This window comes from Micromonospora sp. NPDC047812, assembly GCF_040704175.1.
In the GTDB taxonomy this organism is placed as follows: Bacteria; Actinomycetota; Actinomycetes; order Mycobacteriales; family Micromonosporaceae; genus Micromonospora.
The window spans coordinates 456,848-479,381 of record NZ_JBEYRY010000003.1 but is presented as its reverse complement, the minus strand read 5'-3'; the positions used below and the strand labels follow the sequence as shown (position 1 = coordinate 479,381).

18 protein-coding genes are annotated in these 22,534 nt (G+C 74.7%); 8 read left to right on the top strand and 10 right to left on the bottom strand.

Annotated elements, in window-relative coordinates; translation table 11 throughout:
* The first annotated feature begins 4 nt into the window (after positions 1 to 4).
* Complete coding sequence (locus AB0883_RS17240; protein ID WP_366642116.1) at positions 5 to 637, top strand: hypothetical protein; 633 nt, start codon at positions 5 to 7, stop codon at positions 635 to 637.
* A gap of 115 nt (positions 638 to 752) precedes the next feature.
* Complete coding sequence (locus tag AB0883_RS17235; protein WP_366642115.1) at positions 753 to 1,625, top strand: aldo/keto reductase; 873 nt, start codon at positions 753 to 755, stop codon at positions 1,623 to 1,625.
* 50 nt (positions 1,626 to 1,675) lie between these two features.
* Here AB0883_RS17235 and AB0883_RS17230 read toward each other — a convergent pair whose 3' ends face one another.
* The gene (locus AB0883_RS17230) at positions 1,676 to 2,524 is read right to left on the bottom strand and encodes an alpha/beta fold hydrolase (RefSeq protein ID WP_366642113.1); all 849 of its coding nucleotides are present in this window, start codon (positions 2,522 to 2,524) and stop codon (positions 1,676 to 1,678) included.
* 230 nt (positions 2,525 to 2,754) lie between these two features.
* Between AB0883_RS17230 and AB0883_RS17225 the strand changes: the two genes are divergently transcribed.
* Both AB0883_RS17225 and AB0883_RS17220 read left to right on the top strand, forming a co-directional pair.
* A complete protein-coding gene (locus tag AB0883_RS17225; RefSeq protein ID WP_366642112.1) occupies positions 2,755 to 3,345 on the top strand; it encodes a pentapeptide repeat-containing protein in 591 nt (196 codons plus the stop codon).
* Positions 3,346 to 3,396: 51 nt separating this feature from the next.
* The gene (locus AB0883_RS17220; RefSeq protein ID WP_366642111.1) at positions 3,397 to 3,825 is read left to right on the top strand and encodes a nitroreductase family deazaflavin-dependent oxidoreductase; all 429 of its coding nucleotides are present in this window, start codon (positions 3,397 to 3,399) and stop codon (positions 3,823 to 3,825) included.
* Between the two features lie 85 nt (positions 3,826 to 3,910).
* On the opposite strand, the gene AB0883_RS17215 is transcribed toward AB0883_RS17220, so the two are convergent.
* The 3 genes from AB0883_RS17215 to AB0883_RS17205 form a co-directional block, all read right to left on the bottom strand.
* Positions 3,911 to 4,915, bottom strand: coding sequence for a hypothetical protein (locus tag AB0883_RS17215; RefSeq protein WP_366642110.1), 1,005 nt, complete (start codon positions 4,913 to 4,915; stop codon positions 3,911 to 3,913).
* A 174-nt stretch (positions 4,916 to 5,089) separates the two neighbouring features.
* A complete protein-coding gene (locus AB0883_RS17210; RefSeq protein ID WP_366642109.1) occupies positions 5,090 to 5,284 on the bottom strand; it encodes a DUF397 domain-containing protein in 195 nt (64 codons plus the stop codon).
* Complete coding sequence (locus AB0883_RS17205; protein WP_366642256.1) at positions 5,272 to 6,072, bottom strand: helix-turn-helix transcriptional regulator; 801 nt, start codon at positions 6,070 to 6,072, stop codon at positions 5,272 to 5,274. The genes AB0883_RS17210 and AB0883_RS17205 overlap by 13 nt, the downstream gene beginning before the upstream one ends.
* 242 nt (positions 6,073 to 6,314) lie before the next feature.
* On the opposite strand from AB0883_RS17205, the gene AB0883_RS17200 reads away from it, so the two are divergent.
* On the top strand, positions 6,315 to 6,674 hold the full coding sequence (locus AB0883_RS17200) for a hypothetical protein (RefSeq protein ID WP_366642108.1): 360 nt from the start codon (positions 6,315 to 6,317) through the stop codon (positions 6,672 to 6,674).
* A complete protein-coding gene (locus AB0883_RS17195; RefSeq protein ID WP_366642107.1) occupies positions 6,671 to 6,925 on the top strand; it encodes a flavin reductase in 255 nt (84 codons plus the stop codon). The genes AB0883_RS17200 and AB0883_RS17195 overlap by 4 nt, the downstream gene beginning before the upstream one ends.
* A 304-nt stretch (positions 6,926 to 7,229) precedes the next feature.
* On the opposite strand, the gene AB0883_RS17190 is transcribed toward AB0883_RS17195, so the two are convergent.
* The 3 genes from AB0883_RS17190 to AB0883_RS17180 form a co-directional block, all read right to left on the bottom strand.
* Positions 7,230 to 8,225: a hypothetical protein gene (locus AB0883_RS17190; RefSeq protein WP_366642106.1), complete on the bottom strand. Its 996-nt coding sequence runs from the start codon at positions 8,223 to 8,225 to the stop codon at positions 7,230 to 7,232.
* A 3-nt stretch (positions 8,226 to 8,228) separates the two neighbouring features.
* Positions 8,229 to 10,811: an FtsK/SpoIIIE domain-containing protein gene (locus AB0883_RS17185; protein WP_366642105.1), complete on the bottom strand. Its 2,583-nt coding sequence runs from the start codon at positions 10,809 to 10,811 to the stop codon at positions 8,229 to 8,231.
* Between the two features lie 243 nt (positions 10,812 to 11,054).
* Positions 11,055 to 11,855 (bottom strand): SGNH/GDSL hydrolase family protein, encoded by an 801-nt coding sequence (locus AB0883_RS17180; protein WP_366642104.1) that lies wholly within the window; start codon positions 11,853 to 11,855, stop codon positions 11,055 to 11,057.
* Positions 11,856 to 12,054: 199 nt separating this feature from the next.
* On the opposite strand from AB0883_RS17180, the gene AB0883_RS17175 reads away from it, so the two are divergent.
* A complete protein-coding gene (locus tag AB0883_RS17175; protein ID WP_366642103.1) occupies positions 12,055 to 13,587 on the top strand; it encodes a M1 family metallopeptidase in 1,533 nt (510 codons plus the stop codon).
* Positions 13,588 to 14,015: 428 nt separating this feature from the next.
* On the opposite strand, the gene AB0883_RS17170 is transcribed toward AB0883_RS17175, so the two are convergent.
* Together AB0883_RS17170 and gltB are read right to left on the bottom strand one after the other, a co-directional pair.
* A complete protein-coding gene (locus AB0883_RS17170) occupies positions 14,016 to 15,524 on the bottom strand; it encodes a glutamate synthase subunit beta (protein WP_366642102.1) in 1,509 nt (502 codons plus the stop codon).
* A complete protein-coding gene (gene gltB / locus AB0883_RS17165) occupies positions 15,517 to 20,211 on the bottom strand; it encodes a glutamate synthase large subunit (RefSeq protein ID WP_366642101.1) in 4,695 nt (1,564 codons plus the stop codon). The genes AB0883_RS17170 and gltB overlap by 8 nt, the downstream gene beginning before the upstream one ends.
* A 146-nt stretch (positions 20,212 to 20,357) precedes the next feature.
* Here gltB and AB0883_RS17160 point away from each other — a divergent pair, with 146 nt between their 5' ends.
* On the top strand, positions 20,358 to 21,203 hold the full coding sequence (locus AB0883_RS17160; protein WP_366642100.1) for a GNAT family N-acetyltransferase: 846 nt from the start codon (positions 20,358 to 20,360) through the stop codon (positions 21,201 to 21,203).
* Positions 21,204 to 21,340: 137 nt separating this feature from the next.
* Here the strand turns inward: AB0883_RS17160 and AB0883_RS17155 are convergent, their stop codons facing one another.
* The gene (locus tag AB0883_RS17155) at positions 21,341 to 22,528 is read right to left on the bottom strand and encodes an NAD(P)/FAD-dependent oxidoreductase (RefSeq protein WP_366642099.1); all 1,188 of its coding nucleotides are present in this window, start codon (positions 22,526 to 22,528) and stop codon (positions 21,341 to 21,343) included.
* Positions 22,529 to 22,534: the final 6 nt, after the last annotated feature.

Sequence of the window (22,534 nt, the reverse complement as noted above, 5' to 3'; positions counted from 1 at the left end):
CGGCGTGGGAACGAGCTACCAGACGATCCTGGCCGTGGGCGGCCTGGCGGAGATCCGCAGGGTGCTGACGGACGTCGGCACCGAGGCGTACGTGACGCAGGTCGGCGAGGGCCGGTGGGCGGTCGTCCCGCGCGAGGAGGAGGAGAGCGGCTACGCCGAGGTCGACGACCTGGCGCAGCTGATCACCCTGCTCACGCGCGAGCCGGCGGTCGCCTTCGACGTCTTCGACTCCAGCGTCATGCGGGCCAGCGTGCACGCCGGCGGTCGGGAGGCACACCGTTACCTCTCCGACCAGGGCTGGGTGACGGAGTACTGGGACGACGACGACAACGAGGTGCTCGCCGGCTTCGACGGCACGATCTACCCGGTCGACGCCCCACCGCCGCCCGGCCCGAGCGGCGACGACCCGGGCGTCTTCGCCCCGCTGGGCGTCGGCGCGGTCGACGTCGGCGCACTCGGCGCGGCGCTGCGCGGGGAGGTCCCGCTCGACGGTGAGCCCCGCCTGTTCGCCGAGTGCCAACATCGGACCATCCTCGAAGCCCTGCGGCTCGACCCGTGCCCGCTGACCCGGCCCTTCCGGGACACCCACCTCGACCACGTGCCGGCCCCGGTGCACGTACGGCCCGACGGCGGGTGATCCCGGTCTCGATCCGCCCCGGCGGTGGTGCGGGCGACGATCGGCGGGAAAGCCCCACCGATGGTGGCTAGATTGGCCGCTGGAGACGAAGAGAGACAGGATGGGGAATCCACGCATGGCGAACGACGCTGGTAAGCAGCCCGCGAAGGCCTCCGGGACGTACCGGATCGGGGGCGACCTCCAGGTCGACCGGCTCGGCTACGGGGCCATGCAGCTCACCGGCCCCGGCGTGTGGGGCGACCCGAAGGACCCGGCCGAGGCCGTGCGGGTGCTGCGCCGGGCGTACGAGCTGGGCGTCACGTTCATCGACACGGCCGACTCCTACGGCCCCTTCGTCAGCGAGATGCTGATCCGCGAGGCCCTGCACCCGTACGCCGACGACCTGGTCATCGCGACCAAGGCCGGCCTGACCCGTTCCGGCCCTGGCGACTGGCGGCCGGTGGGGCGCCCGGAGTACCTGCGCCAGCAGTGCGAGCTGAGCCTGCGGCACCTCGGCCTGGAGGCCATCGGGCTCTACCAGCTGCACCGGATCGACCCGCAGGTGCCGCTCGCCGACCAGCTCGGGGAGCTGGCGCTGCTCAAGCAGGAGGGCAAGATCCGGCACATCGGCCTGTCCGAGGTGACCGTCGAGCAGATCGAGGCGGCCCGCGCCATCACCCCGATCGTCTCGGTGCAGAACCTCTACAACCTGGCGGACCGCAGCGCGGAGTCCGTCCTGGAGCACTGCGAGCGCAACGACCTCGCGTTCATCCCCTGGTTCCCGATCGCCACCGGCAACCTGGCCCGGCCCGGCGGCCCGCTGGACGCGATCAGCACCGGGCACGGCGCGACGCCCGCCCAGCTCGCCCTCGCCTGGCTGCTGCGCCGGTCGCCGGTGATGCTGCCGATCCCGGGCACGTCGTCGGTGGCGCACCTGGAGGAGAACGTGGCCGCCGCCGAGGTGCGGCTGACCGACGACGAGTACGAGGCCCTCGCCAAGGCCGCCTGACGACGCGCGGAGGGCGGGCGGCGCACGGCCGCCCGCCTCCCGCGTGAGCGCTACAGGGCGAGGCAGTTGGGGCGGATCGCCTCCCCGCGCAGCGCCTGCCGGATCACCGTGTACGTGGTGCCGTCGAGCACCAGGCCGAGGTGCCCGACGACCCGCAGGGGGCACGCCGACTGGATCAGCACGTTGGTCGCCCCGTCGGCCAGTGTGGCGTTGTCGACGGGGCGCACCAGCTCGTCCTGGAGGGTGCGCACCGCCGTCCAGCGGACCGCGCCGGGGGTGTCGTCGCCCGCGTTGAGGCCGGCGAGGAACGACGAGCCGATCGACATCTGCTGGCAGGCGACGATGCCGGCGCAGCTGCCCAGGCCGAGGAACTTCACGATGTTGGCCACGTACGTGCCGTACTGCGGGGTGCCGAGGCTGACGTAGCGGTCGATGCTGCTGGCCCCGCCCAGGCTCTTGATGAAGTACCGGGACACCAGGCCGCCCTCGGAGTGGGCGACGACGTCGACCTTCGCCGCGCCGGTCGATGCGCGAACCTGCCCGACGAAGCTGCTGAACGCGCGGGCCGAGGTGGGGATGTCGCCGAGCCCGAGGTTGGGCAGCTGGTAGACCCAGACCCGGTACCCGTCGACGCGCAGCCGGGAGGCCAGCGGCCCGTATGCGGAGGCGATGCCGCTGAGGCCACCGACGACGATGACGGGGTTACCTGCCGCGGCGGCGGCGATCTCGGCGGCGGTGCTGGTGACGCTGTCCCCGGAGGCGGAGGCGGCCGGGTCGGCGGCGCTCCGGTCGGTGCTGGCCGAGGGCCGGTCGGGGGCCGCGACAGCGGCCGTGGCGGGGGCGGCGAGCACGGCGGCGACCATGACGGCGAGGGCGGGGACGATCTTTCGGAGCAGCAAAGCTGCACCTCCCATGGAGGAACCCGGTGCAACCGGGCGGGGCGGGGGTGGGGGCGGTTCCGATCGATCGTGGAGACGATGATGATGGTCCTAATCCACAAACGTCAATCACAAGTTACGGCCCGGTAACCCCTTGTCGCGCCGGAAGCACAAACCGGCAATCCCGGCGGAGTCCGTCCACGGCGGACGGTGCCCCGCGCCGGCCCGGGTGCGGTGGCATGCTGTGACCCGTGCGTCCGACACCGCCCCGCGAAGAGCCGCTGCGGGTGATGCCGTGGTGGCTGGTGGTCGTCGGGCTGCTTCTCGCCGCGCTGCTCGGCTGGCTGGTGCTCGACTGGCTGCTCGGCGAGGCCGACCGCGCCGCCCAGCCGGACACCCGCGCCACACTGCGCATCGACGCCATCCGCACCGGGCTGACCGTGGTCGCCGGCACCGGCGGCGGGCTCGCGCTGCTGCTCGCCGCCCGGCGCCAGTGGATCAGCGAGCGGGCCCAGCGGCACCAGGAGGCCGTCGCCGCACAGGACCAGGCGCACCGGGAACGGGTGCAGGCGCACGCGGAGGCGGCCCGCTTCGCGGACATGGCCCTGTTCCGGTGGACCGAGTTCGGCGACCAGACCTGGTTCGAGGGGGCCCGGTTCGAGGGGGCGGCGAACTTCGGCCGGGCCCGCTTCCTCGGCCCGGTCACCTTCGACGGGGCGACGTTCGCCCGGCGTCCGCTGGTGGACCAGGCGCGGGCGACGGCCGCCGGCCCGCACGTGTGGCCCGAAGGGACCGCCGTCGCCCCGCTCGACGACGACTGGCTGCTGCTCACCGACCCCTGACCATCCCCGGCGCGGGCCTCGCCGTCACGGTGCCACCGCTAGGCTGTGTCGATGGGGGAAACCATTCAGGACAGCCCGGTCGAGTGGGTGGCCAGTCACGTGCGCCGCTACGTGGAGACCGACGGCGCCGACGGCGGGAAGTACCACGGCTACGACGCCCTGCTGGTCACCACCCGGGGGCGCCGGTCGGGCACGCTGCGGCGGACCGCGCTCATCTACGGCCGCGACGGCGACCGCTACCTGCTGGTGGCGTCCAACGGCGGGGCGGCGCGGCACCCGAACTGGTACCTCAACCTCTGCGCCGACCCACAGGTGGAGGTGCAGGTCGGGGCCGAGAAGTTCCGGGGCACGGCGCGCACCGCCACCGCCGAGGAGCGGCCCCGGCTGTGGGAGGCGATGACCGAGGTCTTCCCCACCTACGCCCGCTACCAGAAGGAGACCGACCGGGAGATCCCGGTCGTCATCGTCGAGCGCGCCTGATCGCCTGGCTGGCAGCTACGGCGGAGGCCCGGTTCGGAGATCCGAACCGGGCCTCCGCGTCACGCTCGGAGCTGGACCGACCCGGTCAGGCGCAGACCCACCGGACCGGGGTCGAGGAGACGTTGCCGTACGCGATGTCGTCGTCGGTCAGCGCGGCGACGTCGGTGATCGAATAGGGCGACGACCCGGACGGCAGCGCCCGGTCGACGCCGTCCCGCCGGAGCCACTGCTTGTTCTCGTACGTCTGCTCGTAGGCGACCGAGCCGCGCGCGTTGACCGCGTGCGTCACCGCCCCCTCGGCGAGCAGGGTCGGGGCCGCACCGGGCGCCCACGTCAGAGCCAGCGACGTGTTCCCGGTGTGTTCCTGGCCCACCACCACACCGGCGCTGATCCCGGCCAGCTCCCAGAACGCGTCCGGGTCGCCCGCGTAGCCGGGCAGCTGCTCCGGCTGGGCGTCGGGCGCCCACCGCACCGGCTTGCCGGCCACGAAACCGATGACGGTGCCGTCGGCGTCGACGTCGATCGCCCGGCTGTCGCCGGCACCCGGCAGCGCCCGTACGGTGTCGTCCGGGGCCCAGGTCACCGCCGTCGCTCGCCCGTCGGCGGACCGCACCCACCCGACCACGGTGCCGTCCCCGGCGATGGCGCTCGCGATGGTCTGCACACTGTCGGGCAGGCCCGGCAGCGTGGTCACCTGACCGGCCGAGTATCGCCACGCGGTGCTGCGGTAGAGCCCGTCCTCGGAGTAGCTGTTGCCGACGAAGTCGCCCTGCGCGTTGATCTCCCCGAGCGATCCGGGCGGCGTGCCGAGGTTGGCCGGCACGCCGTTGTCCCACCGGACGACGTGCTCGCGCCAGGAGGTGTCGGTCCCGTACGCGAGCTGGAACCGGCCGCTGGGGTCGGCGTGGACGACGTCGATCCGCTGCCACGACCCGGCGGGCAGCGTCAGGTTCTCCCGCACGCACGGTGGGCCCACGTCGGCCGCCGTCGCGGCCACCTCCGCCGCCGACGCGGCCGACGGCAGGCCGGTCCCGCCGGCCACCACCGACGCCACGGCCACCAGTCCGGCTATTCCTCGTCGAATTCCCATCGAAACCCCCGTGGTCAACGGACATAAACCGCCGTCGATCATACGGGGTGTCCGGTCGACGCATCGTCCACGTACGGCGTCCGGGGTGCTGCCACGCTCTCCACGCGACGGCTCGGGTGGCAGCGGCGCGTCCGCGTCGTCAGGCGACAGCCGCCCGCCTCGGTCAGCCGAGCGTCAGGCGCGGTCGGCGAGCCGGGCGACGAAGGCCCGCCAGGCCGTCGGGGTGAAGACCAGCGCGGGACCGGCCGGGTCCTTCGAATCCCGTACGCCGACGACGCCGGGCAGGTTGTCGGCCACCTCGACGCACACGCCGCCGTTGGTCGACGAGCGGGACGACTTGCGCCAGCGCGCACCGGTCAGCTTGTCCATGTCTTCGCCGCCTCCTTGAGCACGTCGAGGGATTGCCTCAGCGGGAGGGCTTCGCCTCGCACAGCGTCCCACGCCAGCCCTAGGCGGGCAATCGCGTCCGGCTGCCCGGTGGTCTGGGACTCCAACTGATGGTCCACACAGCCCGCACGCGAGCCGTCAGGCAGGTCGGCCAGGATGAACGTTCCGGCCAGTCCTGGGTAGACGCCAGCGGACAGCGGCACGACCTGCACCTGGATATGCGGCTGCTCGGCGCAGGTCAGCAGGTGTTCGAGCTGCTCGGCCATCACGCCGGGACCGCCGAACTCCCGCCGGACGACCATCTCGTCGAGCACCACGAAGAGCTGAGGGCTCGGCAGCCGGGCGAGCACCGCATGCCGCTCCATCCGCGCGGCGACCCGCTGGTCCAACTCGGCGACCGGCGTCCGCGCCGCCCGGAAGGTCGCTCGGGCATACGCCTCGGTCTGGAGAAGTCCCGGCACGAACGCGTGCTCGTACCAGCGCAGCGCGGTCGCCTCGCGTTCGATTTGTATCCACTCGCGCAGCCAGATTGGCGCGGCGTCGCCCTTGACCAGCTCGTTCCAGAGCGTCGCGAAGTATCCGCCGGTGTCCAGCGCCCTGTCGACGGCGGCCAGGTAGGGCGCGGTCGGCGGCTTCGTACCGGTCTCGATCGCGCTCACCTGGGAGTCCGAGCAGAAGACCAGCTCACCGAGCTGCGCCTGGGTCAACCCGGCGGCCGCCCGGCGCCGCCGCAGCTCACGAAGAAGGTACTCCGACGGCGAGATTCCCACGACCTCCACGCCCTTCCACGACTCTCCGCACCGTTCCCCGCCAGCCCCGGACCACCTACTACGTTCCGCGATCGGGCGGTGACTGTTCCGAGCCTAGGGGGCGTTCGTCCAGGGTGGAAGGAGGGCGTCGCGCCCGGCGGAATCGGTCCCCCCGACCTCGCGGGCGCGCACGTCACGGGGGTCGCTGCTGGCGAGCATCCGCAGCGACCCCCGTTCCAACTCACCGACGGAAGGAGGCGTCCGTGCCCGTGCCGAGGCCCGCGAATGCCGTACCGGCGTCGCACTGGGCGACGCGCCCCGCCGCCGCGACGGCCGGCACCCGCGAGGACGGCACGCCCCGGGTGAGCCCCGGCGTGTACCTGCTGACGCGCGAGGCGTCGCCGCAGTTCGCCACGCCGATCACGGTACGGGTGATCCGCGAGCGGACCGACCTGGTCACCTACCACGGCTGGACGTGGATCGAGGCGTACCAGCTCGACGCGCGCGGCCAGGCGACCGACCGCCGCGAGTTGTACGTGCGGCCCGACGGGATGCGTCCCACGCAGACGCCCTCGGCCGCGCGCCGCACTCCGGCCCGGCGAAACGCGAGGACCAGCCGGTGAGCACGTCGCTCCGCGACCACGTGCCGTCCCGCCCGACGTGGCGCTGCCGGGCCTGCGGGATCGCCTGGCCCTGCTCCCCGGCGAAGCTGCTTCTCCTCGCGAGGTACCGGGGCGACATGCCAGGGCTCATGGTGCACCTCGTGACGCTGCGGGAGGAAGCCGCCGAGCAGCTCGCCCAGCAGATCCCCGGCGCGCAGTCGACGGACCTGCACAGGCGCTTCACGGACTGGGTGCCCATCCGATCCCACTGACAGCCGCCGGGCACCCCCACGAACACGTCAGCGGCACGGCGACCTCGCGCACGACACCGGCTGGCGGCGGCCACCGGTGTCCGGCGCGAGGGCGAGCCAGCGGTCGGTGGAACACCATGGTTGCCTCCCGACCCCGGTGACACCCCTGGTGTTCCACCGGTGACATCCCGCGAGCGTCGCGGGCCCGTACTGGAAGGTGGTCTCGTGGGCGGGGCAGCTCGACAGGCCCGGCTGCCCATTACCAGGAGACACCGGTGGCGGTGGCGGGATCTCCGACGCGTCGATGGGCCGGTGTGGAGCCTGCTCAGCGTAGGACGCGGAACAGCAGCAGGAACGCCACGTAGGCGACCGGCACGGCCGCGAAGCAGATCAGGAAGCCCAGGTGCACGTAGCGGGGCGGGGTGCCGGCGACCATGGCCGGTCGCCCCCAGCGGCCGAGCACCAGGTAGCCGGCGAAGAAGGAGAGCGCCGGCAGCCCCGCGCAGATCCACGCGCCGAGGGTGAAGCCGTCGACCAGCCCGACGCCGGAGGCGAACACCATGATCATCATGAGGATCGCGCCGACGGCCGCGCAGCCCGCGTAGACGGCGACCGCCCGGGCCACCGGCGACCAGTCCGGCAGCAGCGCCGGCCGCTGCGCGAGCAGCTCGGTCTGCTGCCCGTGCCGGTCGGACTCGTCGGCGTAGCGTCGGGCCAGCTCCAGCTCGACGGTCGGGTCGACTTCCGCCGGGCGCGGGGCCGGCACCCCGCCCGCCGCCGGGCTCACCGCCGTCGGCAACGCCAGCCTCGTCTCCCCCACCCCCACCTGGGGGTACGCCCCGACGCCCGGCCGCCCCGGCGCGCCGGCTGCGCTGGCGGACTCCCCCTCCCCCGGTCCGGCGCCGGCGAACGGGGCCCCACCGCGACCTCCGTCGCCGCCCGACGCGGCGGGCGCCCCGGAGCCGGGGACGATGGGCGCCTGCGGCGCGCTGCCGTGCGGCCCGACGGACGGCTCGCCGCCGTGTGGCGCGGTCGCGTGCTGGCCGGTTCCGTGCGGCCCCGCCTGCGGTGCGGGTGCGGTCCCCGGCGCGGCGGGCGGCGCGGGGGCGGGGCCGGTGGGGACGCTGGACGCCGGGATGCCGATGGCCTGGCCGAGCTGGTCGAGGCGCTGCCCCTGGGCCGTGAGCCGGTGCTGGAGGTAGTCCGCGGCGGCATGCAGGTTGCGGCGCCGGTCGGCGTCGGCGGCGGCACCGCGCTCGCCGGCCCGCCGCCGCTCGGCGAGTTGCCGGGCCAGCGCCGCGTACTCGTCGAAGGTGGACACGCCTCAGTCCTCCCCGTCCGGGCCGTGCCCGTCGCGGGCGAACGGCACGATGAGTCGGGTGCGCTGGTCGTGCCGGTCGACCAGGAGCGCCCGGTCGGGCCGGGGCGCGTACGCGAGGTCGTGCACGCCGAGGTGCAGCCCCAGCTCGGCGCCGGGCACGTTCAGGGCGACCAGGCAGGCGACGTCGTCGCGGTTGTGGGCGCCGCCGAGGTCGTCGGCGAGGCGGCGCAGCCCGCGCCACCAGCCCAGCAGGTGCGTCCCCTGCCCCGGCCCCTGGCGCAGCACGGCTCGCAGGTCGTCGTGGCCGGAGCGGAACGTGTCCGGGTCGGTGGCGGCGAGCACCCCGCTGGCGGCGTCGACGCCGAAGACGACGAGATAGGTGCGGCCGGCCACCGGGGCGCTGCCGTCCGCCGCGGGGCCGCCCGGCTCGTCGGGAGCGGACGGTGCGGCGGCGAGGGTGCCGAGGTGGCGGCGCAGCCCGGTCGCGTCGAGGCGGTCGACCGGGTGGCCGGCGGCGGCCAGGGTCGCGGCGGTGTCGTCGGCGGCGGGCTCGGCGGCGGTCACCAGCGCGGCGAGCAGGAAACGGGCGTCGCCCGGAGCGTGCTGCCGGGCGAGGCTCAGGGTGGCCGCGCGCAGCACCTCCGCGCCGGTGGCCGAGGTGCCGACCACGGCCAGGTGCCGGCCGGGGGTCGCGTCCATCATGAACAGCGCTGAGGTGCCCTCGACGTCGACCGTACGCCCGACCAGGGCCAGCGGCCGGCGCCCGCCCGGACGCAGCCCGGCGAACGTCGGGTCGTCCTCGACGTGGGCGGCCTCGTAGCCCTTGAAGACCGACGGGGGACGCCCGCCCGCCGGTCGGGCCTGCCACAGCTCGTGGCGCAGCCCGGCCAGCTCCCCGGCGGCGGCGTGCGCGTCGGGGAAGCGGACGACGGTGTCGGCGCCGACCGCGCCGGCCGCGGTGTTGAGCACGGCCGAGCCGACCGGCAGGGTCTGGGCGGCCTCGTTCAGCGGGTCGAGCACCCCGCCGCCACCGGGCAGCGCCACCCGCAGCGCGAACTGGCCGAAGATCGCCTCGGCCCGGCCGTAGAGCGCCTCGACGCCGGTCATGCTCTGGCTGGCCAGCACGAGGTGCACGCCGTACGAGCGGCCCTTGCGGGCCAGCTCCTCCAGCAGGTCGACCGACTCGCGGGCCAGCGCGTCGTTGCCGGCGAGGAGCACGTGGAACTCGTCGATCACCGCCACGATGCGGGGCAGCGGGGTGTCGCGGGGCAGGTCGGCGAGCTTCGTGACGCCGTGCCGCTTGAGGGTGGTGGCCCGCCGCGACAGCTCGCGGCGCAGCTCGCGCAGCACGGCGACGCCGTACTCCCGGTCGGACTCGATGCCGACCGCCCGCGCGTGCGGCAGCCAGGACGGGTCGCGGGGGGTGGGGACGAACTCGGTGAAGCTCACCCCCTCCTTGAAGTCGAGCAGGTAGAGCTGGAGCTCGGCCGGCGAGTAGCGGGCGGCCAGCCCGTAGAGGACGTCGAGCAGGAAGACGGTCTTGCCGGCGCCGGTGCGCCCGCCGACGAGCCAGTGCGGGGTGGCGTCGTCGAAGGCGACGGTGACCCGGTCGCGGCCGGCGCGGCCGACGACGGTGCGCAGCCCGTTGCCAGCCGACTCGACCCAGCGCCGCTCGGGCAGCAGCTCGGCGAAGCCGACGGCGTCGCTGCGTCGGGCGGCGTCGCCGAGGTGCGCGGCGAGGGCGGCCACCGACGCGGCCGGCGGGTCGCCGTCGAGCAGCACGGGGGCGGCCAGGCCGGTGCCGTCGTGGCTGAACGGGGCCCCGGGCGGGTCGCCGACGTGGGCGTACCGCTCGGTTAGCCGGATCGTGGTGGTGGCGCCGAGCTGCGGTGCCGGCTCCGCCGACGCGGCGGTGGGCCGGCCCGCGACCAGCACGCAGACCGCAGCGGCCGGCCCGGCGTGGGTGAGCGCGGCGAGTCGGGCCGCCTCGCGTGGCGGCGGCGCCGACGCGGCGACGACCAGCAGCAGCTCCTGGTCGGGACGGTCGGCGTGCCGGGCGGTGCGGGCGTGCCGCTCGGCGGCGTCGAGCAGGGCGGCCACCTCGGCCTCGCCCGTGGCCGGCGGGTCGAGCACGCCGGCGTCGATGAGCGGGCGCAGCGGCCCGAATGTGGCGCCGAGCGCGGCGGTGTCGATGCCGGCGACCCGCACGCCGCCGGTCGGCGCGGTCGCGAGCAACCGCAGCACGAGCGCCCGCAGCAGGCCGGCCACCCGGGGGTCGCGGGCGTCCGCGTCGACGGCGAGGTGGTGGCCGCCGCCCAGCGGCACGAGGACGGGAAAAGCGCCGTCCGGTGTGGACGCATCGCCGACACGGACGGGCACGGGGGCGGCGGTCACGGGGGTGGCCCCGGGGGTCGGGGTGGCGAGCGCGCCGCCGAGCGCCGCGAGCCGGGTGACCAGTTCGGACGCGCCGGCCGGGGCGGCCTGGGGCGGCTGCCCGGCGAGCGCCCGGCGGGCGGTGTCGAGGTGCGCCCGGGCCGCCCGGTGCGCCGCGACCGCCTGCCCGTACGCCGACGCGAGCCTGCCCACTTTCTGCTCCCGTCGCCGTCGCCCCGCCTGGTCCCCAAGGACCCTAACGGACAGCGGCGACACCCGGACAGTGGCGAGGCGGGCGCGTCGGCGGGCGGACGGTCCACGATGGCGCGCGGACGGGCCCCCTCACTGGTCGGCGACCTGTGGGAAGGGGCCCGTCCGCGGGTGCGGGGTGGGTCGGGGTCGCCGGCGCGGGCCGGTACCCGGCGCGGCGGGTCGTCACCCCGCCCGGCGGTGCGGTCAGCCGGTGACGGCGTTGAGGGCGGGCAGGTAGCCGAGGCGGTAGCCGTCGGCGTCGGGGTGGTACGCCTCGATGACGCCGCTGACGTCGCGGATCCACGGGTCGGCCGCGCAGACGCCGTGCCCGGCGAAGTACGGCCGGGTGTCGGCGAACGTGGCGCCGGCCGCGGCGGCCCGGCCGGAGATGACGGTGGCGAGCACGTCGGCGGCCTCGTTGAGGATGGTCCGCTTGTAGGTGCTCATCGCCAGCAGCCCGCAGGAGCCGGTCTCGAACAGCCGGGGGTAGCCGAGCACGATCAGCCGCGCGTTGGGCGCCCGGTCGCGGATGGCGGCGTACGTGGCGTCCAGCCGGCCCGGCAGCGTCGTGGTGGCGAACGCCTTGGCCTCGTTCACGGCGTTCGTGCAGGTGGACGTGCTGCCGAAGCGGCAACTGGTGATCACGTCGGCGAAGCCGGCGTCGTTGCCGCCGATGGTGATGGTGACCAGGGTGGTGCTGGTGCTCAGCGAGCCGACCTGCTCGTTGATGACGTCGGAGGTGACGGCGCCGCCGCAGGCGGGGAACGTGAAGCTGGTGACCGCGTTGGCGGCGGCCCACAGCGGGGCGTACGACTTCTGGCTGCGCAGGCAGGTGGAGAGGTCGTACGGGCCGGCGCCGACGCCGGAGGAGTAGGAGTCGCCGAGGGCCACGTAGTTGACGGCGGCGGCGGCCTGGGCGGTGCCGGGGGCGAGCACCGCGCCGAGGGCGGCGGTGGCCAGGGCGACCAGCGCGGCGAGGGCGCGGGCCAGCGGACGGTGGGGCATGCGGGACCTCCACGGGGCAGGGGACGGTGGGGCCGGTGACCGCGCGCGTGGCCAGGGACGGGTGCTTGTTACCAGGCGGTAATGCTATCGAAACATTCGAATCAATGGAATGGGTCGGATCGGGCGGCGGGACCAACAAGGTTCACGATCGTCGATTAGGTTGGCCGGTGCGTACACCCCGACGGAGGGAGTCCACCCCGTGCGACGCGCTCTCACGGCGGCCATCGCCGCCCTGACCGTCACCACCGCCGGCGGCCTGGTCGCCGGCGCCCCCGGCCACGCCGCCCCACCGGCCCCGGGCCGGCCCGTCCCCGCCGCCGCACCGCAACCCGGCGGCCCGGGACTTGGCGACAGCTACTTCCCCGACTACGGCAACGGCGGCTACGACGTCGCGCACTACGACGTCCGGCTGCGCTACGACCCGGCCACCGACCTGCTCACCGGCACCACCACGATCCTGGCCCGGGCCACCCGCGACCTGTCCCGGTTCAACCTGGACTTCCTGCTCGACGTCGAGTCGGTACGGGTCAACGGCTGGCAGGCCACGGCCGCCCGGGAGGGCGTGCACGAACTGGCGGTCACCCCGCGCCGCGCGGTCACGGCCGGCCAGCAGCTCACCATCGTGGTGCGCTACTCGGGCGTGCCGTCGGAGACGCTGGTCGGCGGCTACACCGGCTGGACCCGCACCGCCGACGGGGCGATGGTGGTGAACGAGCCGGAGTCGGCCTGGTGGTGGTTCCCCAGCAACGACCACCCGCTGGACAAGGCCACCTTCGACGTCTCCGTCTCGGTGCCGACCGGAGTCGAGGTGATCAGCAACGGCGTCCAGCCGCGCCCGCCGCTGGCCGAGGCGGGCAACCGCACCCGGTGGAGCTGGCGGACCACCTCACCGACCGCCACCTATCTGTCCTTCCTCGCCATCGGCCAGTACGACATCGTCACCGACACGGCGCCGAACGGGCAGCCGGTGGTCAACGCCTACAGCGCCGGCCTCGGCGAGCTGGGTCCGGCCGCGCGGGCCAGCATCGAGCGCACCGCCGAGGTCGTCGAGTGGTGCAGCGGGCTCTTCGGGCCGTACCCGTTCGAGGCGCAGGGCGGCGTGGCCGGGCCCGTCGACGGCATCGGCTTCGCACTGGAGACGCAGACCCGCCCGGTGTACGGGCCGGGCTTCTGGCGCCGGGGCGCCAACACCTACGTGGTGGTGCACGAGCAGGCGCACCAGTGGTTCGGCAACTCGGTCTCGCTGGCCGACTGGAGCGACATCTGGCTGAACGAGGGCTTCGCCTCGTACGCGGAGTGGCTCTGGTCGGAGGAGCAGGGCGAGGGCACCGCGCAGGAGCTGTTCGACTTCACGTACGCCAGCTACCCGGCCGACGACGAGTTCTGGCAGGTGCCGCCGGGCGCGCCCGGACCGGGCAGGATCTTCGACGCGGCGGTCTACGACCGGGGCGCGATGACGGTGCACCAGCTGCGGCTGGCCATCGGCGACGAGGCGTTCTTCGCGCTCCTGCCGGCCTGGACGGCCGCGCACCGGCACGGCAACGCCACCACCGCCCAGTTCCAGGCCCTGGCCGAACGGATCTCCGGCCTGGACCTGGACGACTTCTTCACCACCTGGCTGCTCACCCCCGGTCGTCCGGAGGTGGCCGGCGCGGCCCGCAAGGCCGGCCCGCCGGCCGAACCGAAGTCCTGGGTCAAGCTCCGCGAGTCACACCGGCTCCTGACCCGCTGAGCGGGTGCGGGTGCCCGCCCGGCTCACGGGCGGGCACCCGCACCCGGTGCGCCAGGGGCGGACCGCGCACGCGCCGGACGGGATGCCTGCGTCGACGCTGTCGAGGTGATGTCGTAGACGATTCACCCGCCGTCCTCGTGACGGACGCCGGCCAACCCCGAGCTGCGCCCACCCAGGGTGTGCACGGCGTAGCCGATGCCTGATCCGTCTACGACATCAGCTCGACAGCGCGGACACCGAACAACCGGCAGGGCGTCGAGCGCCAGCAAGGCCGGCGACATGCCCGCCCGGGGCGGGCCCGCCCGGGACAGGCCCGCCCGAGACAGGCCCGCCCGAGACAGGCCCGCCCGAGACAGGCCCGCCCGAGACAGGCCGCTGGAACAGGTCTCTCCGGGACAGGCCCGCCCGGGACAAGCCGGGATCGCCGGTCAGCGCGCGGCCAGGGGTTGGCGGGCCGGGTCCACCGGGGCGGGCAGGGCGCCCGTCCCACCCAGGTGGGCGTGGATGGCGGCGGCAGCGGCGCGGCCCTCGGCGATCGCCCAGACGATCAGCGAGGCGCCCCGGTGCATGTCGCCGGCCACGAAGACGCCGTCGACGCCGGTCTGCCAGTCGGGCCGGGCGTCGATCGCGCCGCGCGCGTTGCGGCCGACCCCGAACTGGTCGAGCAGCGGCTGCTCCTCGGTGCCCTCGAAGCCGATCGCCAGCAGCACCAGGTCGGCCGGCAGCTCCCGCTCCGAGCCGGGCAGCGGGGTGACGATGCGCCGCCCGTCGCGCTTCTCCACCGTGACCTCGGCGATCCGCACCGCCCGCACCTGGCCGGTGCCGTCGTCGACGAACTCCTGCACCGCGACGGCGAAGACCCGCTCGCCGCCCTCCTCGTGCGCCGGGTAGCTGCGCAGCAGCCACGGCCAGGTCGGCCACGGGTCCCGGGCCTCGTCCCGGGCCTGCGGCGGCTGCGGGTAGAGGTCCAACTGGTGTACGCCGGCCGCGCCCTGGCGGTGCGCCACGCCCAGGCAGTCCGCCGCCGTGTCGCCGCCACCGATGATCACGATGTGCTTCCCGGCCGCGTCGATCGGTTTGCCGTCGGGCAGCACCGCCGTGTCGGGCCGGCCGCCCGCCGCCGCGGCGACCACCCGGTTGGCCGCGACGAGGTGGTCCATCGCCTGGTGCACGCCGCGCAGCCCGCGACCCGGGGTCTCCGGGGTGTCCCGGCCCTGGAGCGCGCCGCAGGCGAGCAGCACGGCGTCGTGCTCGGCGCGCAACTGCTCGGCGGTGACGTCGACGCCGACGTTCACCCCGGTACGGAAGCGCACGCCCTCGGCGGAGAGCTGGGCCACGCGCCGGTCGATGTGGACCTTCTCCAGCTTGAAGTCGGGGATGCCGTACCGCAGGAGGCCGCCGATAGCGTCGTCGCGCTCGTACACCGTGACGGCGTGACCGGCGCGGGCGAGCTGCTGCGCGGCGGCGAGGCCGGCGGGCCCCGAGCCGACCACGGCGACCGACCGGCCGGTCGGCGTGGACGCCGGGCGCGGCGACAGCCCGCCGCGCGCGACGGCCGCGTCGGCGATTTCCACCTCGACCTGCTTGATGGTGACCGGCGCGCCGCCGCCGATGCCGAGCACGCAGGCCGCCTCGCAGGGCGCCGGGCAGAGCCGGCCGGTGAACTCGGGGAAGTTGTTGGTGGCGTGCAGCGAGTCCACCGCGGCGTCCCAGCTGCCGGTGCGGACCAGGTCGTTCCAGTCGGGGATGCGGTTGCCCAGCGGGCAGCCGTCGTGGCAGAACGGGATGCCGCAGTCCATGCAGCGCGTCGCCTGCTCGCGGATCAGCTCCTCGCCGGCCGGCGGGTACACCTCGCGCCAGTCGCTGATCCGCACCGGCACCGGGCGGCGCGCGGGCAGCCGCCGGTCGTAGCGCAGGAAACCGTTCGGGTCAGGCACGAGCCACCTCCTGGACCGTCACCCGCGGGGCGGGCATGGTCGGCACGGACTTCGCGGCGGGCGCGGAGAGCGCGCTCATCACCGCGTCGTCGATGTCGCGGCCGGCGGCTTCGGCGGCCCGCATGATCTCCACCACCCGGCGGTAGTCCCGGGGCACCACGGCGGTGAACTCCGCCACCGCTTCCGGCCAGCGCTTGAGCAGCCCCTCGGCGACCGCCGAGTCGGTCTCGGCGAAGTGCCGCTGCACCAGCTCGTGCAGCACCGCCTGCTCCTCCTCGGACAGCGTCGCCAGGTCGACCAGCTCCGTGTTGACCCGGCGGCGGTCCAGCTTGTGCACGAAGGCCGTGCCGCCGGACATGCCGGCGGCGAAGTTGCGGCCGGTCGGGCCCAGCACCACCACGGTCCCGCCGGTCATGTACTCGCAGCCGTGGTCACCGACGCCCTCGACGACGGCCACCGCGCCCGAGTTGCGTACGGCGAACCGCTCCCCCACCCGGCCGCGCAGGAACAGCTCGCCCGCGGTGGCCCCGTAGAGGATGGTGTTGCCGGCGATGGTCTGGTCCTCGGCCCGCTGCCCCGGCGGGGCGTCGCCGTCGAGGAAGGGGGCGGCGGCGTCCGGCCGCACGATGAGCCGACCGCCGGAGAGGCCCTTGCCCACGTAGTCGTTGGCGTCGCCGTGCAGCCGGAGGGTGACCCCGCCCGGAAGGAACGCGCCGAACGACTGGCCGGCGGTGCCGCGCAGCGTGAACTCGATCGTGTCGGCGGGCAGGCCGGCCCCGCCGAAGCGGCGGGTCACCTCGCCGCCGAGCATCGCGCCGACGCTGCGGTGCTCGTTGCGCACCGCCACCGCCACCCGCACCGGCGTACGGTCGCGCAGCGCCGGCCCGGCCAGGGCGATCAGCTCGTTGTCCAGCGCCAGCTCCAGCCCGTGGTCCTGGGCCCGTACGCCCCGGCGCGCGGCCCCGGCCGGCAGCTCCGGCAGGTGCAGTACGGGGGTGAGGTCGAGCCCGCCGGCCTTCCAGTGCGCGATCGCCGGGGCGACGTCGAGCAGCTCGGCCTGCCCGATGGCCTCCTCGATCGACCGCAGGCCCAGCTCGGCCAGGTAGCCGCGGACCTCCTCGGCGAGGAACAGGAAGAAGTTCTCCACGAACTCCGGCCGGCCGGTGAAGCGTTCCCGCAGCACCGGGTTCTGGGTGGCGATGCCGACCGGGCAGGTGTCGAGGTGGCAGACGCGCATCATGACGCAGCCCTCGACGATCAGCGGCGCGGTGGCGAAGCCGAACTCCTCGGCGCCGAGCAGCGCCGCGACCAGCACGTCCCGGCCGGTCTTGAGCTGCCCGTCGACCTGCACGGTGACCCGGTCGCGCAGCTTGTTGAGCAGCAGCGTCTGCTGCGCCTCGGCCAGCCCCAGCTCCCACGGGGTGCCGGCGTGCTTGAGCGAGTTCAGCGGCGACGCGCCGGTGCCGCCGTCGTGGCCGGAGATCAGGATGACGTCGGCCTTGAGCTTCGCCACGCCCGCCGCCACGGTGCCGACGCCGACCTCGCTGACGAGCTTGACGTGCACCCGCGCGGACGGGTTGACGCACTTCAGGTCGTGCACGAGCTGCGCGAGGTCCTCGATGGAGTAGATGTCGTGGTGCGGCGGCGGGGAGATCAGGCCGACGCCCGGGGTGGCGTGCCGGGTACGGGCGATCCACGGCCAGACCTTGTTGCCGGGCAGCTGCCCGCCCTCGCCGGGCTTGGCGCCCTGCGCCATCTTGATCTGGAGGTCGTCGGCGTTGACCAGGTATTCGCTGGTCACCCCGAACCGGCCGCTGGCGATCTGCTTCACGGCGGAACGGCGGGTCGGGTCGTGCAGCCGCTCGACGTCCTCGCCGCCCTCGCCGGTGTTGGACTTGCCGCCGAGCCGGTTCATCGCGATCGCCAGGGTCTCGTGCGCCTCCGCCGAGATCGACCCGTACGACATGGCGCCGGTGGCGAACCGCTTGACGATCTCGGTGGCCGGCTCGACCTCGTCGATCGGCACCGGGGGCCGCACGCCGGTACGCAGGGTGAACAGCCCGCGCAGCGAGCCGGCCTTCGCGGCCAGCTCGTCGACCTTGGCCGTGTACTGGCGGAAGACGTCGTACTGGCGGCTGCGGGTGGCGTGCTGGAGCAGGAAGACCGTCTCCGGGTTGAACAGGTGCAGCTCGCCCTCGCGGCGCCACTGGTACTCGCCACCCACCTCCAGCCGGCCGGTGGCCTCGGCGCCCGGCGGCGGCCAGGCCACGGCGTGCCGGGCGGCGACCTCGGCGTGGATGCCGTCCAGCCCGATCCCACCGATCTTGCTCGGGGTGCCCCGGAAGTAGCGCTGCACCAGCTTGGCGTCCAGCCCGACGGCCTCGAAGACCTGCGCCCCGCAGTACGACGACACCGTCGAGATGCCCATCTTGGACATGATCTTCAGGACGCCCTTGCCGAGGCCCTTGACGTAGTTGCGCACCGCCTTCGCCGGGTCCGTGCCGACGAGCGCTCCGGTGGAGATCATGTCCTCCACCGACTCGAACGCCAGGTACGGGTTCACCGCCGCCGCGCCGTAGCCGATCAGGACCGCCGCGTGGTGCACCTCGCGGCAGTCGCCGGACTCGACGATCAGCGCCACCTGGGTGCGGGTCTGCTCGCGCACGAGGTGCTGGTGCACGGCGGCGGTGAGCAGCAGCGACGGGATGGGGGCGAGGTCGGCGTTGGAGTCGCGGTCCGACAGCACCAGGATGCGTACGCCGTCCTCGATGGCCTCGGAGACGTGCCGGCAGATCTCCGTGAGCCGGGCCTTGATCCCGGCGCCGCCCTCGCGGATCCGGTAGAGCCCGGAGACCCGGACCGCCTTGAACCCGGGCAGGTCGCCGTCCTCGTCGATGGAGAGGATCTTGGCCAGCTCGTCGTTGTCGATCACCGGGTACGGCAGCACGATCTGCCGGCAGCTCGCCGGGCCCGGGTCGAGCAGGTTGCCCTCCGGCCCGATGGTCGACGCCAGGCTGGTCACCAGCTCCTCGCGGATGGCGTCCAGCGGCGGGTTGGTGACCTGCGCGAAGAGCTGGTGGAAGTAGTCGTAGAGCAGCCGCGGCCGGGTGGACAGGGGGGCGATCGGGGTGTCGGTGCCCATCGAGCCGAGCGGCTCGGCGCCCGTGCGCGCCATCGGCGCGAGCAGGATCTTCAGCTCCTCCTCGGTGTAGCCGAAGGTCTGCTGGCGGCGGCGTACCGAGTCGTGGGTGTAGACGGTGTGCTCGCGCGGGGGCAGGTCGGTCAGCTCGATCAGGCCGGCGTGCAGCCAGTCGGCGTACGGCTGCTCGGCCGCCAGCTCCGCCTTGATCTCCTCGTCGTGCACGATCCGGCCGGCGACGGTGTCGACCAGGAACATCTTGCCCGGCTGGAGGCGGCCCTTGGCGACCACCCGGGCCGGGTCGAGGTCGAGCACGCCCGCCTCGCTGCCGAGCACCACGAGCCCGTCGTCCGTACGCCACCAGCGGCCGGGACGCAGCCCGTTGCGGTCCAGCACGGCGCCGACGACGTCGCCGTCGGTGAAGGCGACCGAGGCCGGCCCGTCCCACGGCTCCATCAGGCTCGCGTGGAAGCGGTAGAAGGCGCGCTTGTCGGCGGCCATGTCGGGGTCGTTCTCCCACGCTTCGGGGATCATCATCAGCACCGCGTGGGGCAGGCTCCGCCCGGCCAGGTGCAACAGCTCCAGGACCTCGTCGAAGTTCGCCGAGTCGGAGGCGGCGGGCGTGCAGACGGGGAAGACCCGGCGGATGTTGCCCGGCAGGTTCGGGGTACGCAGCAGCGCCTCGCGCGCCTGCATCCAGTTCCGGTTGCCGCGGATCGTGTTGATCTCGCCGTTGTGCGCGATCAGCCGGTACGGGTGCGCCAGCGGCCAGGACGGGAACGTGTTGGTGGAGAACCGGGAGTGCACCAGCGCGATCGCGCTCTGCACCCGCTCGTCGGCCAGCTCCGGGTAGAACGCCGGGAGCTGGTCGGGGGTGAGCATGCCCTTGAACACCATGGTCCGCGCGGACAGCGACGGGAAGTATGCCGGCACGCCGCGCTCGGCGCTCTCCCGCTCGGCCTGCTTACGCACGCAGAACGCGACCCGCTCCAGCTCGACGCCGCCCAGCGGCGACCCGGCCGGCCCGGCCGCCGAGTCGGTGAGCCGGTGCGCGGCGAGGAAGAGCTGCCGCACCCGGGGCATCGCCGCCAGGGCGGTCTCGCCGAGGCCGCCCGGGTCGACCGGCACGTCCCGCCAGCCGAGCACGTCGGCCCCCTCGACCAGCGCGTACTTCTCCACCACGCGGCGGGCGCGGGCCTCGGCGGCGTCGTCGTCGGGTAGGAAGACCAGGCCGGTGGCGTACTCGCCGGCGGGCGGCAGCGGGAAGTCCACCACCGCGCGCAGGAACGCGTCCGGGATCTGGATCATGATGCCCGCGCCGTCGCCGGTGTTGGGTTCCGCGCCTCGGGCTCCCCGGTGGTCCAGCCGGCAGAGCGCGTCGAGGCCGTTGACCACGACCGCGTGCGAGCGCCGCCCGTGCAGGTCCGCCACGAAGGCCACACCGCAGGCGTCGTGCTCCTGCGCGGGGTCGTAGAGCCCGGCCGCGGGCGCTCCCGGGCCGAGGTGCGGGGCCTGCTTCGGGCTGCTGTGAGGGTACGGAAAGGCCACCGGGCCTCCTGTCGTCGCTCAGGGTGGATCTCGATCGGGACGACGTCGGCCCTCAAGGGTCTATTGAGTCTACGTTAGGGTCCGGAGCGCAAGGCCAGTGCAGATTGATCACACCTTCCAGACTCTGGGACGTGTAGTCTCGCGCGGTGGATTTTCTTGACAGGGACCTGTTCGGTCGGCTGGAGCGCTTCTACGACGCGGTGCCCCGGGACGCGGCCCGTACGGAGGAGCACGGCGCCCTCGTCCTCTTCGTCCGCGAGGGCGCCGGTTGGCCGTTCTACGCCCGGCCCCGGCTCGACGCCGCCGGGGCGCCGTCGCTGGCGGACGTCACGGCGGTACGCGAGCGGCAGCGCGAACTCGGCCTGCCCGAAGCCCTCGAATGGGTGCACGAGACCACTCCCGACCTGCTGGCCGTGGCCCGCTCGGCGGGGCTGTCGGTGCTGGAGGCGCCGCTGATGGTGCTCGACCCGGCCGCCCTGCCCGACCCGGGGACCCTCACGGACGTACCGCTGCGGATGCTCGACGCGGCGGAGCCCGGCTTCGCGGCGGACGTGGCGGCGCGGCGGGCGGTCGCCGCCGTCGGGTTCTCCGCGGCCGGCACCGCACCCGGCGAGGCCGGCGCCGCGCAGCGGGACGCCGCGATGGCTGAACTGGACGAGGCGGCGCTCGACGAGGAGCGGGCCCGCGTCGCCGACGGCCGGCGGCTGTCGGTGCTGGCGGAGACGCCCGTCGAGGGCGCGCTGGCCAGCGGGATGGCGATGCGGGTCGGCGACGTGGCCGAGATCGCCGGGGTGGCCACCCTGCCGGCCGCCCGCCGCCGTGGCCTGGGCGCGGCGGTCACCGCCACGCTGGCCCGCGAGCTGCTGGCCGCCGGCACCGACCTGGTCTTCCTCTCGGCGGGCAGCGAGGACATCGCCCGCGTCTACCTGCGCGTCGGCTTCCGCCGCGTCGGCACCGCCTGCATCGCCGAACCCACCCCCGTCAACCCCTGACCAAGCGCCCACCCCGCCCTCCGGCCGCGTCGATCATGCAGCTGTGGTGCCCGGTTCGACGGGATTTGCGGATCTTGTCCCCCACCACAACTGCATGATCGGCGGCAGCGGGGGTGAGCCCCCGGGAGGCCGGTGGGTCAGGTCGGGGGGCGCCACTGGGCGGCCGTGGTGGCGGCCGTCGAGAGCAGGCGGGGACTCAGGGCGCCCAGGGCGACGTCGCGGGCGCGCAACGCCAGCGGGCCCCGGGCCTTCAGCACCGCCGACATCCGTCGGGTCTGCCGGACCACCGTCGCCGCCCGGGGCCGGCGCACCCGGTCGTACGCCGTCACCGCGTCGGGCAGCCGGGACTCGCGCAGCAGCGAGGCGAGGGTGGCGGCGTCCTCGAAGGCGAGGCAGGCGCCCTGGCCGAGGTGCGGCGGCATGGCGTGCGCGGCGTCGCCGAGCAGCACCACCCCGCCCGGGCCGGTCGGGAAGCCGTACGACCTCGGCAGCGGCCGCAGCTCGCGGATCTCCTGCTGCACCAGGTCGGTCGGGTCGGTGGCGTCGAGCAGCTCGGCGATCGGCGCGGGCCAGCCCGCGTACCAGCGGCGGAGCAGGGCGAGCTGGGTCTCCGGCGGTTCCGGGCGGGGCGCGCCGACGGCGGTGGCCACCCAGTAGATGCCACCCCGGCTGGAGCCGCCGGAGGAGCCGCGCTCGCCCAGCGAGGCGGACACGAAGCGGTAGCCGGCACCGAGCACCTCGCCGCCGACGGGCCGGTCGGCGGGCAGCTTCGGGGCCCGGTACCAGGGGATCACCGCCCGCCAGGCGGCGCAGCCGGAGCTGACCACGCCGGACTCGGGGGCGAGCTGCCGGCGGACCGCGCTGTCGGTGCCGTCGGCGGCGACGACCAGGTCGGCCTCGATGGTGTGCCGGCCGTCGCCGACCGAGGGACGCTCCCCGGGCACGGCGCGGACCGTCCGCACGGTCACCCCGGTACGCAGCTCGACCTCGTCGCCCAGGCCGGCGATCAGCGCGTCGTGCAGGTCCTCCCGGTGCACCACCACCGGCATCCGGTCGGCCGGCGTGGGGCGGGGCTGCACCAGCCAGTGTCCGTCCGGGCGGCGCACCCCGCCGTCGGGGAGCCCCGTGGCGATCGCCTCCAGGCCGGCGCCGAGACCCAGGGCGCGCAGCGCGCGTACGCCGTTGGGCCAGAGCGCCACGGCGGTCGGCTCGGGGCGGACGCGGTCGGCCCGCTCCAGCAGGGTGACCCGCCAGCCGGAGCGGGCCAGCGCGCCGGCGACCGCGAGGCCGCCGATCCCGGCGCCGACCACGACCGCGCTACGCATCAGGTG